13 protein-coding genes are annotated in these 15994 nt (G+C 46.6%); 3 read left to right on the forward strand and 10 right to left on the reverse strand.

Annotation, left to right across the window (positions count from 1 at the left end; all coding sequences use genetic code 11):
* Window positions 1–161: 161 nt before the first annotated feature.
* From B723_RS27950 to B723_RS27985, 8 genes are all read right to left on the reverse strand, one after another.
* Complete coding sequence (locus tag B723_RS27950) at window positions 162–878, reverse strand: hypothetical protein (protein WP_017340026.1); 717 nt, start codon at window positions 876–878, stop codon at window positions 162–164.
* A 49-nt stretch (window positions 879–927) separates the two neighbouring features.
* Window positions 928–1782, reverse strand: coding sequence for an S-formylglutathione hydrolase (gene fghA, locus B723_RS27955; RefSeq protein ID WP_017340027.1), 855 nt, complete (start codon window positions 1780–1782; stop codon window positions 928–930).
* An 83-nt stretch (window positions 1783–1865) separates the two neighbouring features.
* A complete protein-coding gene (locus B723_RS27960; RefSeq protein WP_017340028.1) occupies window positions 1866–2534 on the reverse strand; it encodes a glutathione S-transferase family protein in 669 nt (222 codons plus the stop codon).
* Between the two features lie 11 nt (window positions 2535–2545).
* Window positions 2546–4312 carry a Rieske 2Fe-2S domain-containing protein gene (locus tag B723_RS27965; RefSeq protein ID WP_080995163.1) on the reverse strand — a complete coding sequence of 589 codons (1767 nt, stop codon included), beginning with the start codon at window positions 4310–4312 and terminating at the stop codon, window positions 2546–2548.
* A gap of 28 nt (window positions 4313–4340) precedes the next feature.
* Window positions 4341–5195, reverse strand: a complete 855-nt coding sequence (locus tag B723_RS27970) for an aromatic ring-hydroxylating oxygenase subunit alpha (protein ID WP_017340030.1) — start codon at window positions 5193–5195, stop codon at window positions 4341–4343.
* Between the two features lie 164 nt (window positions 5196–5359).
* Window positions 5360–6445 carry a sugar phosphate isomerase/epimerase family protein gene (locus tag B723_RS27975; protein ID WP_017340031.1) on the reverse strand — a complete coding sequence of 362 codons (1086 nt, stop codon included), beginning with the start codon at window positions 6443–6445 and terminating at the stop codon, window positions 5360–5362.
* A gap of 32 nt (window positions 6446–6477) precedes the next feature.
* Complete coding sequence (locus B723_RS27980; RefSeq protein ID WP_017340032.1) at window positions 6478–7821, reverse strand: nucleobase:cation symporter-2 family protein; 1344 nt, start codon at window positions 7819–7821, stop codon at window positions 6478–6480.
* 112 nt (window positions 7822–7933) lie between these two features.
* A complete protein-coding gene (locus tag B723_RS27985) occupies window positions 7934–9001 on the reverse strand; it encodes an aromatic ring-hydroxylating oxygenase subunit alpha (protein WP_017340033.1) in 1068 nt (355 codons plus the stop codon).
* A gap of 404 nt (window positions 9002–9405) precedes the next feature.
* Here B723_RS27985 and B723_RS27990 point away from each other — a divergent pair, with 404 nt between their 5' ends.
* Window positions 9406–10068: a GntR family transcriptional regulator gene (locus tag B723_RS27990; RefSeq protein ID WP_017340034.1), complete on the forward strand. Its 663-nt coding sequence runs from the start codon at window positions 9406–9408 to the stop codon at window positions 10066–10068.
* Between the two features lie 33 nt (window positions 10069–10101).
* On the opposite strand, the gene B723_RS27995 is transcribed toward B723_RS27990, so the two are convergent.
* A complete protein-coding gene (locus B723_RS27995; RefSeq protein ID WP_017340035.1) occupies window positions 10102–10893 on the reverse strand; it encodes an outer membrane protein OmpK in 792 nt (263 codons plus the stop codon).
* A 683-nt stretch (window positions 10894–11576) separates the two neighbouring features.
* On the opposite strand from B723_RS27995, the gene B723_RS28000 reads away from it, so the two are divergent.
* Window positions 11577–12632, forward strand: a complete 1056-nt coding sequence (locus tag B723_RS28000; protein ID WP_031319057.1) for an aromatic ring-hydroxylating oxygenase subunit alpha — start codon at window positions 11577–11579, stop codon at window positions 12630–12632.
* A 186-nt stretch (window positions 12633–12818) separates the two neighbouring features.
* Here B723_RS28000 and B723_RS28005 read toward each other — a convergent pair whose 3' ends face one another.
* Window positions 12819–13931 carry an S-(hydroxymethyl)glutathione dehydrogenase/class III alcohol dehydrogenase gene (locus B723_RS28005; protein WP_017340037.1) on the reverse strand — a complete coding sequence of 371 codons (1113 nt, stop codon included), beginning with the start codon at window positions 13929–13931 and terminating at the stop codon, window positions 12819–12821.
* Window positions 13932–14059: 128 nt separating this feature from the next.
* Between B723_RS28005 and B723_RS28010 the strand changes: the two genes are divergently transcribed.
* Window positions 14060–15055 (forward strand): GlxA family transcriptional regulator, encoded by a 996-nt coding sequence (locus B723_RS28010; protein WP_017340038.1) that lies wholly within the window; start codon window positions 14060–14062, stop codon window positions 15053–15055.
* The last annotated feature ends 939 nt before the right edge of the window (window positions 15056–15994 follow it).

The raw sequence follows: 15994 nt of genomic DNA on the forward strand, positions 1-15994 counted from the left end.
GATCGAAAACAGCCTTCGTTTCCCTCCCTCGCCCTCATCATGTCTAGAGAACGCTTCGAACCTATCAAGAAATTGGTAAAGAGTTAGGAACGTTTACGGTAGAGGAAGCGTAAGGCTGCAACCGTAGATCAGGCACCGCGAAGCTTCAGTAAAAAAAGGTTTCAGTTGCAGCGACCTGCGGAATTTACAGAAACAGGCTCTGCATCCGAAGATGCCCAGCCCAGCTTTAATACGACTACTTCTTTAATAAGCTGAGCATGGCGACTTTGGGACACATCATTCATCCAGTTCACAGGCCCATTCAAGACAACCTCACCTGAATAAGGCCTAATCATGAATTTATTTAAGCGCACATCAAGATCGCAAGTGGAGGTCGCAACATACCTAAATATTAATCTGCGCAACGACTCTACACAACGCATGGTGCGCGGGTAGAACGGAGCTCGATTTACCTGCGCCAGGAACTTACATTTTTCAGAATAAGTAGTATAGATATTACCTTCGGGACTATCCGTCAGGGAGAGAAGGACGTCTCGAACATCTTCGCAACTCATAGAGTCCGTGGTAATGGGGAGCAGCAACTCCATCTCGGCAAGCCAAAGGTAATCTGAGTAAAATTTGTCATGGTGATATATCCCCACAGCGCCGTAATCTTTATGAATCCTTGCAACACCATCGACCGCATAAGCTCTCGCTTTAAGTGCGAAATCGTGACTGGCGTTGTCAATGGACAAATGGTAAACAGTATCAGGGTTGCTGCCTTCGAATACCAAGCTGAAACTACCAACTGCTAAAATTCTTTTGTCTCTCAACAAAAATGAATTTCGAACCTTATTGAACACGGGCCCAAAAAAAACATCTTGCTCGACGGTTTGCATATCTACCTCCGAATGCGTCACCGCTAATCTAGACATAGAGGAGCGTAATTTAACCTTGCTCATCAATCAACGCTTTGGCGTGATGCCTAAAGTGATCCTCAATAAAGCTTGCCACAAAATAATAACTATGATCGTAACCGTAATGAATCCTGATATTTATCTCATAGTCAGCTTGTGCAGCTGCAGAAGACAACTTCCCTGGCATCAGCTGAGTATGGATGAACTCATCACTTGCGCCTTGATCAACCAACAGCGGCAATTTGTGAGAAACTTTAGAAATAAGCGAGCACGCATCCCACTCGGCCCAAGCCGCTCTATTATCTCCAAGCATTAATCCAAAAGCTTTTTGACCCCAGGCACTTTCTATGGGGTTGGTGATAGGTGAAAAAGCGGAAACAGAGTGATATCTTTCAGGATTACGAAATGCGCAGATTAACGCTCCATGCCCCCCCATCGAGTGACCACTAATTCCACGTTTATCTGAAACAAAAAAATTCTCCTCAATAAGTGCTGGCAACTCATTAACAACGTACTCATGCATCTGATAGTTTTCAGACCAAGGCTCTTGGGTAGAGTCTATATAGAAACCTGCACCGAGCCCAAAATCCCAATTTTTGGAAGGGTCGTCAGGCACATGCTCACCACGAGGACTGGTGTCCGGAGCGACAATCATTATCCCTAGCTCCGACGCCAAACGGTGAGCCCCGGCTTTTTGCATAAAGTTTTCATCAGTGCAAGTCAAACCCGACAACCAGTAAAGCACGGGGGCGCCTTTCTTGAAATTGATATTGGGTGGAAGATAAACACCGAAAGTCATCTCACAATTAAGAGACGTGGATGGATGCTTAAAGCGCTTATAAAAACCATTAAAGCTTCTCTGCGACGAAATCTCAGTGATAGTCATCAATCATTACCTCTGTCTTTACAAATAGTCTAAAGTTAGGTGGTGCTTGGTCGGATGGTGACCAAGCACCTCTTCAGGGTTATCTATGCACTGACCCGTTGCGAGGAACCTTCATTCATAGGTGAGGTGGGGAATACTCCCGACATTACGGTAAAGCCAGGTAGGCGTTTTACTCTATCTACCCAACGACGTACGGCAGGGAAGTCTTCCAGGGATACGCCCCCCTCATCTGACAAAGCAATGTATGGAAAGCAGGCGATATCTGCGATCGTTGGATGCAGCGAACTGCAAATGTATTGAAGACCTTTAAGATCCCTGAACCAAAGATGTTCATCCAGGATCCTCAACAAATCTCGGGCGCGCAGGCGACATGCATGTACATCGAATTCGTAAAAGAATAAGTCATGCAGTCGCGCGGCAGAAATGGTGCTGGTCAGACTATCAGCAAAGGCCATCCACATGTTGACCTCAGCCATCAGATCCGGGCGAGCGGTCGGGTACCAGTAACCGCTCTTATCGTACTGAGTAGCCAGATAGACGAGAATCGCCTGGGCGTCCCTCAGCACAAGATCTCCATCCTTCAGAGCAGGAAGTTGGCCGAGAGGATTGATTTTCAGAAACTCCTCAGACTTATGCTCGCGCAACGGATAGAACTCTACAGGCTCAGTTTGGTAGCCCAGATTCAGGATCGACAAGAAAAGCCTGACCTTGTAGCAATTCCCGGAAAGCTCGTAGTCATAGAGTGTAATCATGGTTTTAGGCCTCACAGGTCGAGAACGATTTTTTTGGACTTGCAGCGCGAAACACACGGCATGATCCACTTACCGCCTTCTCTTTCTTTCTTAGAAAGGTAAGTGTCATGATGCTCGATCTCGCCAGATACAACAGGAGTCATACAAGTACCGCATACTCCCTGCTCACACGAGGCTTCGATGTGAACATCGTTATCCAAACAAGCTTGCAACAACGTAGAGCCAGCCGAGACGGTGAATGTTTGACCCGACTTTTTAAGCTCAACCTCGTATTCTTCAACAGAAACGGGGGCATCATTCTTTTTACTAAAAAATTCAAACCGGATGGACTCTTCAGCGACTCCATGGGCAAGAGCGACAGCAGATACAGTTTCGATCATTGGTTGCGGGCCGCAAGTGTAAACATCTACGTCCTGGGCGTTATGAGTCTCCATAATATCGGTAAGTTTTGCTCTGGTCTCGTCTGGGCCTAAGCCAAGATGCACATTTAAGCGATCGCCCAATGCAGTCAGCCGATCCTGAAACGGAACATACTCAAATGCACGAGCAAAATAATGTATTTCATACGGTGAGCCTTGCTGATCCAGAGCCTGTGCCATGCACAAAATTGGGGTGATACCGATGCCACCAGCTACGAGAATCGGGTGTTTGCCGGTTTGGACGAGTGGAAAACCGTTTCTCGGAAGTGTGACTTTTAATTGAGTTCCAACCTTTACATCTTCATGCATTGATCTGGAGCCGCCACGGGACTGAATCTCTTTCTTTACACCAATGATGAAGGATTCACGCTCATCAGGCCCATTCACGAGGGAGTATTGCCGAATGCTGCCCTCCGGCGTTGTGATGCTAATGTGCATCCCTGGAGTGAATACTGGAAGTGGATACCCGATAGGCTTTAGCCAGTATGAGTTGATATCACTTGTCTCTTGGGTATGCGTAACCACTTCGCAGATATAGTGGCTAGGAGGAGCTTTAGTCAGGTTTTCGCGAACGACTTCAGGCTCTTCGACAGTCTGATCGCTGATATCAGTTATGCTGATCAAGTCGGTAGCGACAGCTTCTGCTGCCCTACGGATAACGTTCATGGCCTGCGAGTAGTTCTTTTGAAACTCGTATCCCGAACGTCCCGGAGTGAGTACTTGCGCATGTACTACGCATTTGCTAACAGTTGCGCGCTGCATGTACAAATGAATTGCAATGGAACCTGCTTTTGTAACCACAATCGCTCGGTCATTCAGCATGGTTTTTAAATGCAAATCTTCAGCGCTAGCCACACGAAACACTTCGATGAACGCAGAAAGATTATGACGTAGGGTGCTAACCACTCCGTCAATATCTGCAGCTATAACTACGCTATGCAGATTTGTTTTTACAGAATTTACAAGCTGAGCGTCATCGAGGATTGAAATTGGCTCTCCTGCCGGCTGACCTAGAGTCGTCCAGATAAAACCATGCTTTTCACGGGCAGGGAAAGTATTGACCCGCGCGGCACTTGGAGGCGGCGCATCACGATGGGCCGGTACAAAGGTGCAGCCACCAGTTCCGCTTTCATAAGTCCATCCATGATACTGGCAGCGCAACTCGTTACCGGTATTAGCGCCTAGAGTCAACCGCAACCCTCTATGAGGGCAGCGGTTCTCCCAAGCATTCACTGAGCCATTATCATCGCGCCAGATGGCCATTTCTTGCCCCATCAACGTCGCATGAAAGACATGGCGCTTTGGGAGATCTTCAGTGGTAGCAATAGGAAACCACTGGTTGACGTCAAGTTTATTCACGGCACATACCTCTTATCAATTCTTGTTATTAGTCCCGCAGAGCGCCATATTGCACACCTTTCTCACGCAGCCAGCGACGATAAGCTGTTGCAAGAACATCGGCCCGAACTGGGCTTTCTCGACTCGCAGCCAAGGGAAGACGCTTTGGAACTTGGTTAATAAGAATCATCAAGTCCTGGCCAAAAATCGTCTGCTGGAAATGGCGAAGTTGTTGGTCTGTGTTAACGTCGTCCACATAGCACATTATTGTATGTGCAATGCACCAATCTTCGTCTACAGGTTGAATAAACAGGCCAAGGGCATCCCACCTATGTGGTTCGGGTGGACAAGTTTTATATAGAATTGCGGAATATGGTCTAGTCACGCGGTAGATATATTGCATGTCAATTGGCTCGACAGCAGTAGCTGAGCCTTTGGGTTGCGGAAACTTACACTCCGTAGCAAAAATCTCATCGAGACTTTCATCATGGTGGACGTTATATGGTTCAACCTCCGTCAGTGGCTCTGCACCCAAAATGTCGGTATGAACAAATGGAAAATGAGCCATATCTAGAAAGTTCTCGATAGCGCGCAACCCTGAGACATTGACGCGCACAGATCCAGCGCTAACGATTCGGCGATCAGGCTCATGGAACTCTGCGATATCGAACATCTCACTTGGTTTGTCGGCAAAGGAGAGCCACAGGACACCATAGATTTCTTTGGCGCGGATAGGCTTAATCTCGCCCGCACTTGCTTCCCAATAAGCATGAACCGCATCAGCACTTTTCACATAGCTGACTGTACGCCCCAGCAATCGGCAGCGGTATTTTTTATCGAGTGATACATCATCCAAAGCAGCGACTGGATGCCAGTCGTTAAAAATTACTTGGTCAGTAGACATTATAACCCCTCTGGCCTTTCAGTTGATCTATCTGGTATACCAGATAATAGCTTAAGAACTACTGACTCTCAAACCTATTAAGATTGGGTCAGCAATTCTTAAGCAAATTTTTGAATAAAATCTCGTGCCCCCTCTCAGAGGCTACAGATGTTGAAATCCAAAAATTACAGTTGATTACGGTGTTGATTTACAAAATCCGCACCTAGAGACTTCCTAGCTTCATGCACAGCTACTCGCTCCGCATAAAGTTCCCGCACAAACTGGGCCACCAAACAGCTATCAGCAAACATGTCGTACTTCCAACCTGTACCGTATGCAGCGAGGTTGATATTGTCGATCGTCATCAGCCGAAGACTGGATTTTTCTTCCTGGATGTAGCTGTCAATTGCTTTACGAATTAACTCTTTGGTGGGGGCGAGCTTATGTGCATGCCAAAAATCGGTATGCCATTCGCCTGGTTTTGGATTGCTAAATGGATATTGGATTGAACGCCCTGGGCGGTCATACCCTAAGCCATCCCAAGGGCCAGTTTCGCCAGCCCACCAATTACGAGGCCCGTTGGGTGCAGCTGGTCGCACTTGCGCCCAGTGGACAGTGTTACGAGCCAACCATTCGTCCGCGTAGCTGTCGTCATTGAAGGGGTCGAGGCGACGAATACCCTCTTGATCCCCTCGCAATTGGGCGACCGCGATTTCAACTTCGTTTTCGACTTTGAAGATACAATGGCTGTAATCCATGCAAATATTGAATGGGATGCCGTGCCGTTCCACAATATCGGCTACCTTTGAAACACGCCTTGGATCCTCAGACCACATATCAACGTGATTCTCAAAGGTAATAATCACACCTTGCTTTTCCGCATACTCGAAGGCGTTTAAATACGAAATCGCTACCTCTTCATCAGTAATGTAGTGACCATCTGCATGCTTCGCCCACACCATAAGATTGTGGTACTTAGCGCCCACAGCCAAGGTCTGATCAATATTTTCGCGAATACGTTGCTCATCGGCGCCGAGCGTATAAGTCCAACTTCCACTGTAAACTGGTAAAGAGTATCGCTGGCTTGCCTTGATATACTCATCTAACTCTTCGGTGCCCACTGGAATTCGATCAACAAAGTCCCACAATCCCGATTCCCTTTGAAGACGAAACTGCTCCATAATCGGCAGTTCGCGATCAGAGACCGGTTTACCGATGGATGAGGGCTGAACGCCACGACCTGCACAACCAAGCAAAAACATCTTTTTCATTGTTTTTCTCTCTTAGATGGAATTGTGAACTTTCAAACCTCTGCTTCTTTTGCAGCCATCAGCAGTGACTCCTTAGCATCCTCCTTACTTCCAAAGCCATTGAAGAAGACATTCAAAACGACCGCACATATCGCAGTGAGCAATACAGAGCTTTCTAGCAACGGAGCCAAATCCTTTGGCAGTTTTGCGAAGAATTGGGGCGACACGACAGGAATCATTCCTATGGATACACTAATTGCTACAACGTAAAGATTTTTACTATCGGCAAAGCTGACCCTGGATAAAACCTTGATGCCGCTAGCTGCAACCATCCCAAACATTACCAAACCGGCTCCCCCCAAGACGTATGGTGGTATTGAGGCGATGATCATTGCAACTTTTGGAAACAACGCCAATCCTACCAAAAAGAGTCCGGCGAGAGCGCACACCCATCTACTCTTAACACCTGTGATGCTGATAAGACCAATATTCTGAGCATATGACGTGTAGGGGAATGTATTGAACACACCACCTAGCATCGTTCCAAACCCATCCGCTCTAAACCCACGCACAAGGTCTTTTTCGTTTACGGGCTTGTCAACCAACTCGCCCAGCGCTAAGAACATACCTGTGGATTCAATAAAAGTAACCAGCATAACAATGCACATTGCAACAATAGGCCAGAGACTAAATGAAGGCACTCCAAAATGGAAAGGTAAAACCAATCCAAACCAGGGGGCTGCGCTCACATCATCGAAATTAATCTGCCCCGCACTGAAGGCTAAAACGAACCCAAACGCCATGCCCAACAATATGGAAATGTTCGAGATGAAGCCTTTTGCAAATCTTACAATCAATAATATTACGACCAAAACGGAGGCAGCAATAGTAAGATACAGCGGATTACCAAAATCAGGATTGCCGTATCCTCCCGCTGACCAGCTTGCAGCTACTACCATCAGCGATAAACCAACCGCCAAAATTTCCGTACCGGTTACAACAGGAGGAAAAAATCTTATAAGTTTTCCAATGAAGGGGGCGACCAGAAATCCAAAGATCCCGGCAGCAATAGTAGAACCAAAGACTTGAAGCAATCCAGCTTGAGGATCTGTTCCGATCGCAATCAGCGGCCCAATCGCCGTAAAAGTTACGCCCATCATGACGGGTAACCTAATACCTACATTGGCAAACCCAACACACTGAATTAATGTTGCAATCCCACAAGCAAAAAGATCTGCATTGATTAAGAACGCGATTTGATCCTTAGGCAACTTAAGCGCGGCGCCAAGTATCAACGGTACGGCGACAGCACCGGCGTACATCACAAGTACGTGCTGCCACCCCATGAACATTACCTTCCAAATGCTTGTTTTCTTCTGCGAGGCTAGTGATTGCATGAGAAGCACCCAAACTAATAAGTATTAGTGACCGAAATAGTCCGCACCAGACATTTCAAAATACCCGTGCCGTCCTCCTCAGGTCGGCACCGAGCTTCCGCTTAGCAGACTCTTACTGCTCCTCTTCAATAACATTCGTCAAGACGGAATCGCAGAACGCCTCCCGCCCTTCAACCGCTGCCAGAGATAGCTCTTTATGCCATTTGCGGAACTGGATGGAAATTTTATCGGTTGCAACGGAGACTTCCGAGGTCTGTATTTCGAGAGGCCATTGCGATTCGATAACAGGCTGGTCTTCGTCAAGCACCCGCTTCTGGAAAGCCAGGTGCATATGATCAGGTTGATTATCCTTCTCACGCACGATAATCATAAAGTTTCGGCAAGACTTATTATCGACAGGGCTAGCGGTAGTCCAAAGAACGAAGCGAGAATCATCTTTCCACAATTTTATTTCAAGATTTACTGAGTACGGCATTGTGCAACGGTAGTTGAAGTCACCCATCGGTGCTTCTGGCGGGATGCCTTTCATTTCACGCGGCGGAGCGAGTTTAAATTGCAGTTCGCCATCAACACGATTCACGTAAACAGTCGGGTGGCTAGCGAAAAACGGATCATAGAGCGTACCAGGGTGTACGAAGGCAAAGTGCGAAAAGTCTGTGAAGTTTTCCCAGCGCCGCTCAGCCACAGTCTCCCAAATATACGAATCGGCAACGATTACCTGCATGTCGGGATTATCGAAATCGCTGAGGTATGGAATCTGGGTGCAATCGAAGCTGTTATCCAGTCGCACCCACACGATGTCGTATTTCACCTCACAATCGAACGAGGAAATCTTGGCTCGAGGAGAAATGCTTTTGTCAGGGCAAGCAGGGATTAGTTGACATGCTCCAGCCTCATCGTACCGCCAACCGTGATAGGGACATTCGAGATAATCCTTGCCTGCGTTGCTGCAGATGCGGCCGATGGAAAGCTGTGCCGAACGATGAGCACACCGGTCAGCAGCAGCGATGATCTTAGAGTTTAACCTGGCCAACACCAATTTCTCGCCTAGCAAGGTGACGCCCATAGGGCCATGCCCACTGGCGTTGGCGCGTTCGAATTCATTGAGGGTACAAACTGGATGCCAGAAGTGGCGAAGGTAAGTCTTGTCTTCTAGCAACGGCTTGAGCTGATCTTTCACTTGAGTGTCCTCAGGGCTAGGAAATGCTGGTCTTATTGTTCTAAACCAAAAGCGTCTACAAGGTTTACCAGAATCCATATCTGGTATACCAGCATAGTCGGTTTTTTTGACGTGCAGCGAGTTTTCGCTGCACGCCGGAAAGGTCGTGCTGGGTGATTTCAGAGAGCAGATTTCGTGCCAAAATGAAGGCACTACAATCCCTCCGGGATGCTATACCATTGAAAAATCGGCAAATTTTTATTGAAGTAGGACAGAAAGTCTCTTAATCGTGTATACAAGACCAAGAGTATTTGTGCACCGAATTTGTTTCTAACGGTGACACCAGCCACGGCCGTGTTACATTTTGGTGCCGTGTTCGATCACCATGACAGCTCTTAGAGCCGTAAGGCACCAAAGGTAAATCAATGCTGACCCAGACAATCGTTGCAGCCATATCTGATGCGATCTACCACCGCAGGCTTCCACCCGGTACGAAGCTGAATGAGCGAGAGATCGCAGAGCTATTCAACGTTAGCCGCACAGTCGTCCGCCAGGCCCTCATCCGACTATCTCAAGACAAGCTGGTGGAAATCTCACCCAAGCGCTCAACAAGCGTTTGGTGTCCTACATTTGACGATGCCTTCGAGCTCTACCAAATGCTCTTGGTACTCGAAAGCGGTGTGATTGATCAATTAATTCAGTGCATAACTGAACAACAGTTAGAAGAACTAAAAGTTCACACCCAAAAGGAACATACTGCCCATCAATGCGGACTGGATGATGAAGGAGATAAATTAGGAAGAGGCTTTCATTCGCTTCTTATTTCCTTTCTTGGAAATAATACTATCAATCAGATTCACTCCCAACTACGACGCCGTGAAGCGTTGATAAATGCCCTATACCGAGTTGGGTTCGACTACTGCAAGCTCAGGAATGAACATACACAACTCGTGACATGCTTAGAGCGCAAAGATGCTGTGTCAGCCAAAGAGCTTCTGGCGTCACATTACAACCTGGTTATCAAAGGTTACAAGTTTGACGCTGCCCGCTCACCTGAGATAAACCTAAAATTTGCCCTAAGAGTCTGAACAAGAAAAAGGGGGCATAGCCCCCACCCTTGTTCAGAAATAATATTTTACTATTGCACTTGTTACATTCTGATTTGTATCGTATGCACTTGTATTTTCAATCCCATATTTATTAGACCAGTAATCATACTCAATTCCAACGTAAATTTTACTTGGAGTACTCCAAAAAGCTTTACCGATATCGTACTTAATTTGCGGATTGAAATGGAAATTATGCTTCAATCCGTACTTATCCCCTAGAACCCAATCAATATAGCCATCAACTACGATATTACTTTTCCCAACTGGGACCGTATACGACCAAACGGGTGTAACTTGCCAGCCTCCCATACCTTCCCCACCCTCAGGTTTCCGATAGTAGAAATTAAGCATGAAGTAATCGAATCCCGGTAAAGAAAGATCGAACCCTGGCCCGACCAAATAATTCACCTGATCATCACGCCCGCTGCTTCTGTTGTTATCCCACTCAATTGCCGTCGCGACAAGCACATCCTTAACTATACCCCAGCTATAATCATTTCCTGTAATTTTGGACAATGAAAATCTAGGCGAGTATTCAGAATACATCCCATGATGCCCGTCATATGCTGTTTGCGCCCCAGGATACCAATAGTTATCGATAAAAAAGAAGAAATCCCCCCACTCCCATGCGCTCGTATGTTCAAACGTAATGATCTGCATTCGTCTTGGATCAACTTTGAAATCTTTACCATATTGATAGCTAATACTTTCCTGATGCCATAACAGCTTGCCATCGGCTTGGCTTATCGGCGCTACTACTGCAGCGGATAGAAGCAGGCATGCCTTTATTATCTTATCTTTCACTCACTCTCTCCTAATAACCTGACCCAGAAGTCAGGCATTCCACCAGCAAGATGTGAGCCAAAATGAAAACCACAAATTCGTTAGCCATACAATTAATATTGTATACAAATACTCTTTGTTACTTAAATTCTCACGAAATTCTTGTCAGATTAGAGATCCATCAATCTTGTTACATTGGTATGTAACTTATCCCTCCAAAAGTCAGTAAATAATTATTGGCTTTGCTTGAGAAATTTGTATTTTCACTCAAAGATATTATCAAATCTATTGACCCAACTTAAATGCTGTGCACTAAAACCGCACAGGGTGTAGCACTGGATGTAACGAATTGGTGCGCGGTACCCGTTTCTTCTGTTTCTTTTCCACCGATAGCGATCCGACGCGCTCAAAGCTGCTAGCTAGAGCGAATGAGCAAATTACTTAGCTAACACTCTAAAAATCGATGCCTCGTATCTGCGCGTTTTATTGCTGTTCATCCTGACGGCTAACGGTTGACACAGTTCTTAAAAATGGCCTACATTTCTGGTGTACCAGATTAGAAACCTGATGTACCAGCGGTATGATTGGTGTAAATACAAGATGTACCTAGTGTTTACCCTTTCTGTGAGTAGAAGTAGGAGACATAGCAGTCGGGTAATCCAACTGCTTCAAACATAACAACGTCATCCACAAAGGCTACATACATGGAACAGGCAATCATTAATGATGAACGGGAATATCTTCGCCATTTCTGGCATCCCGTGTGTACTGTAACTGAGCTTGAAAAAGCGCACCCTTCCAGCCTCGGCCCTCTGGCCGTTAAGTTGCTAAATGAACAACTCGTTGTCGCCAAGCTAGGCGAAGAGTACGTCGCGATGCGCGATAGGTGCGCTCATCGATCAGCTAAGCTTTCCTTGGGTACAGTAAGTGGAAACCGCCTACAGTGCCCCTATCATGGATGGCAATATGATACGCATGGTGCTTGCAAGCTCGTACCAGCGTGCCCCAACAGCCCAATACCCAACAAGGCTAAGGTTGATCGCTTCGATTGCGAAGAACGTTATGGATTGATTTGGGTTCGATTGGACTCTAGTTTTGACTGCACTGAGATCCCCTACTTTAGTGCAGCCAACGATCCTAGATTGCGTATTGTTATCCAAGAACCTTACTGGTGGGATGCGACCGCTGAGCGTAGATGGGAAAATTTTACAGATTTTTCTCACTTTGCATTCATTCACCCCGGCACACTTTTCGATCCAAACAATGCTGAACCTCCGATTGTTCCTATGGATCGATTCAATGGTCAGTTCCGGTTTATCTACGACACTCCGGAAGATATGGCTGTTCCTAATCAGGCTCCAATTGGGTCATTCTCGTATACTTGCAGCATACCGTTTGCTATTAACCTTGAAGTATCTAAATACTCCAGCAATTCGCTGCATGTATTGTTCAATGTGTCATGTCCAGTAGACGATCACACAACGAAAAACTTCCTGATCTTCGCCAGGGAACAATCGGACGACTCGGATTACCTACACATTGCATTTAATGATCTCGTCTTTGCTGAAGACAAACCGGTAATTGAATCCCAGTGGCCTAAAGATGCGCCAGCAGATGAGGTCTCAGTAATCGCAGACAAAGTTTCGATTCAATATCGAAAATGGCTGCGAGAACTAAAAGAAGCTCACAAAGAAGGGTCGCAAGCCTTCCGAAGTGCTTTGTTAGACCCAGTCATTGAAAGCGATAGGAGCTACACATAACTTAATAAAGCATTAGGTGGCGTTTTCAACGCCACCTTTTTTGAAAGTAAAAAAGACGGCCTCAAAAGAGGCCGTAAACTCGCTGCTATGTGGACTTTTGGGAGGGACTGAATGAGTAAAAATCTAGCATGTTGCCGTCAAGGTCGCGATCGCTATGAATACTTTAACTTTTTGGATGGGTAAGTATTAATAATGAATTACCGTTCGAATGCTCTTACCCTCATGCATCAGATCAAACGCATCATTAATTTGGTCGAGCCCCATCGTATGGGTGATGAATTTGTCGAGTGGAATATCACCCCTCTCCGCTCTTTCCACATAGCTTGGCAGTTCACTCCTGCCTTTAACGCCACCAAATGCGGAACCGCGCCAGACACGGCCAGTAACCAATTGGAATGGTCGAGTGGTAATTTCGGCTCCTGCAGGTGCAACGCCGATGATTACAGACTCTCCCCAACCTTTATGGCAGCACTCGAGCGCAGCCCGCATAAGGTTGACATTTCCGATGCATTCGAAGGAATAGTCAACCCCTCCTTCCGTAAGCTCGACAATAACGTCTTGGATAGGACGATCGTGCTCTTTGGGGTTTATGAAGTCAGTAGCACCCAAATCTCGTGCGATTTCAAACTTAGAGGGATTTATATCAATCGCAATGATACGACTGGCTTCCGCCATCTTCGCACCAATAATAGCCGCGAGTCCGATGCCTCCCAGGCCGAAAACCGCCACAGTAGCACCTTTTTCTACCTTAGCTGTATTGAGTACTGCACCGATCCCCGTCGTTACACCGCAGCCAAGCAAGCAAATTTTTTCAAGTGGTGCTTCTTTAGGAACCTTAGCCAAACTAATTTCAGGCAACACCGTATATTCAGAGAACGTAGAGCAGCCCATGTAATGGAAGATAGGCTCACCTTTGTAGCTAAACCGTGTCGTGCCGTCTGGCATAAGTCCTTTGCCTTGTGTTGACCTCACGGCTTGGCACAAGTTGGTTTTACCTGACTTGCAAAACTTACACTCTCCACATTCTGCGGTATAGAGAGGAATGACATGATCGCCGACCTCAAGAGTAGTGACCCCTTCGCCTACTGCTTCAACGATCCCACCACCTTCATGCCCCAATATGCATGGAAATACGCCTTCAGAGTCTTGCCCAGAAAGCGTGTAAGCATCCGTATGACAAACACCGGTGGCCACCACTCGAACCAATACTTCGCCAGCCTGAGGTGGCTGAACATCAACCTCAACAATCTTCAGGGGCTGATTGGGCGCGAACGCTACTGCAGCGCGTGATTTTATCATTTTAGTTACCGTATTTTATTATGGTTTGGAGACCTCAGTTTATCTTCACAAGAAAGGATTAGGTATTCAAAGGAACGTGAAATACAGACAAAACGACGTTGATATCAGACACCGAGGAGAAACATAAAATGCACGAAGAATTTGGTAAAACAAGAAATATTGATATTGTAATTTACCCTGAATTCAAGTCATTTGAGGCGATTGGCCCAATGACCGTCTTCACTTATGCGAACAAAATCCTGCAGGCAAGTGGATCGCTTGACCGATATCACCTTACTCTTCGCTCAACTACTATCGGCCCGGTAATTTCGGATACAGAAATATCATTCCAAGCGACCGACACCCTCGAGAGCATTGAAGCCTCAAACTCTGTTCTTCTTGTTGGAGCCCATGACATACAACGACTCGCGAATGAAAATAGAGAACTCATACACTGGATTACTCATAACGCCCAGAAGGTTGACCGATTTGCTGCATTATGCTCCGGAGCTTTTTTTCTAGCAGCAACTGGCTTACTAAATGGTCGTCGGGCCACTACTCATTGGCGAATGGCTGGTGAATTCCAATCTAGTTTCCCTAATGTAATCATGGATATAGATTCGATTTTTATTCGCGACGGAAATCTTTGGACTTCCGCCGGCGTCAGTGCATCCATAGATCTGGCTCTAGCGTTCGTAGAAGAGGATCATGGACATAAGCTCGCCCTTGAGGTGGCACAAGACCTTGTTATATATCTCAAACGTCCTGGTGGTCAGTCCCAATTCAGCACAAACCTGATGACTCAAAAAACTCAACTATCAAGTCTTCGACAGACACAAGAATGGGTATTTGACAATTTAGATCAAAAAATTAATGTTTCGATGATGGCAGATCGCGCCTCAATGAGCACACGCCATTTCACTCGATTATTTCAAAAAGAGGTTGGTATGTGCCCTTCCGAGTTCCTGGAGAAATCTCGTATTGACTTCGCAAGGCGCTTGTTAAGCGGAGATGATCTGCCTCTAAAAACTATAGCCTTCAAAGCTGGATTCACCAGCTCTGATCACATGCGACTAACATTCAAGAAGCATCTTTCAGTAACCCCTAAAGAATACCGTAGCCGCTTCGTTAAAAGTTATGGATAAAGCCATCACACAAACGCCTCTAATATAAATAACTTATAGGATCTCCCATATAACTTCTTTGAAATTTTCGATCATCCAGGTCCCATTGCTGCATCGAGGCGATACTTAGCAATTCAAATAGCGCCTTGTGCCCTATGGTAAAACGACCCAGAGGTTCGATAAGCAAGCGGGTACCGTGGATGGGGAGAGAATGTGGCGTGTGGTCCTCATCAGCGGACCGACGCAGCGGATTGCTAATTAGCACGTAACGATTAAGACGTCTGGGGCATTCAATGAAACGTACACCATGGTAACGAGCCCCATTGACTGAACAAAATATCTAATACCGATTGGTGTCACGACGCCAGAGAGACTTTCAAAAGTGTTAAACATAGATCCATTTTTTCCGTGCTTCCCCTTGGCGAGACGTAAGCGACGATGGCCACACCCTATGCACCAACCCTTCACTGAAGGCCCATACCCGCAGTGATGTGAATACCAAAGCGGTGAAGTATTGCGAGGAGTTGAATATAACAGTCGCGGTACCTCGCTTTGCGGTGGGAACCACATCGAATCAATCTTGCTATTGGCAAGTAAATACAGGGCCTCGGCCCCCCCCCCTTCCATGAGCGTCCAGCCAACGCACCTTCTGAACTCCAGCATTCAGGACGATGGTGTCCGCGTATTTATAAGCTGACGTATTACCCCTTTACGTCAGAATTTTAATGCGCCAACGAAACTCATACCCCAAACCGCTCAAAGCCCAATTTGTTTAGGAATGCCTTCAACCCGGTTCGACCATCTCCAGCGTTGCCATCCACCGAACCGATGGGCATGCGCGCAGGTAACAGTATGCGGCGTTGCTGCTGGGCGATCATTGGATAGAAACCCACTTGCTCCAATTGATCCATATGGTGCCTGGTTGCGCGGCGCCCTCCCCGAGCACTACGATGAACTTCG

The sequence above is a fragment of the Pseudomonas fluorescens NCIMB 11764 genome (genome assembly GCF_000293885.2).
Taxonomy (GTDB): Bacteria; Pseudomonadota; Gammaproteobacteria; order Pseudomonadales; family Pseudomonadaceae; genus Aquipseudomonas; species Aquipseudomonas fluorescens_B.

What these genes read in the sequence shown, in the direction of transcription:
- B723_RS27950 (WP_017340026.1), bottom strand. Translation starts at nt 878, where the DNA reads ATGCAAACCGTCGAGCAAGATGTTTTTTTTGGGCCCGTGTTCAATAAG.
- fghA (WP_017340027.1), bottom strand. Translation starts at nt 1,782, where the DNA reads ATGACTATCACTGAGATTTCGTCGCAGAGAAGCTTTAATGGTTTTTAT.
- B723_RS27960 (WP_017340028.1), bottom strand. Translation starts at nt 2,534, where the DNA reads ATGATTACACTCTATGACTACGAGCTTTCCGGGAATTGCTACAAGGTC.
- B723_RS27970 (WP_017340030.1), bottom strand. Translation starts at nt 5,195, where the DNA reads ATGTCTACTGACCAAGTAATTTTTAACGACTGGCATCCAGTCGCTGCT.
- B723_RS27975 (WP_017340031.1), bottom strand. Translation starts at nt 6,445, where the DNA reads ATGAAAAAGATGTTTTTGCTTGGTTGTGCAGGTCGTGGCGTTCAGCCC.
- B723_RS27980 (WP_017340032.1), bottom strand. Translation starts at nt 7,821, where the DNA reads ATGCAATCACTAGCCTCGCAGAAGAAAACAAGCATTTGGAAGGTAATG.
- B723_RS27990 (WP_017340034.1), top strand. Translation starts at nt 9,406, where the DNA reads ATGCTGACCCAGACAATCGTTGCAGCCATATCTGATGCGATCTACCAC.
- B723_RS28000 (WP_031319057.1), top strand. Translation starts at nt 11,577, where the DNA reads ATGGAACAGGCAATCATTAATGATGAACGGGAATATCTTCGCCATTTC.
- B723_RS28005 (WP_017340037.1), bottom strand. Translation starts at nt 13,931, where the DNA reads ATGATAAAATCACGCGCTGCAGTAGCGTTCGCGCCCAATCAGCCCCTG.
- B723_RS28010 (WP_017340038.1), top strand. Translation starts at nt 14,060, where the DNA reads ATGCACGAAGAATTTGGTAAAACAAGAAATATTGATATTGTAATTTAC.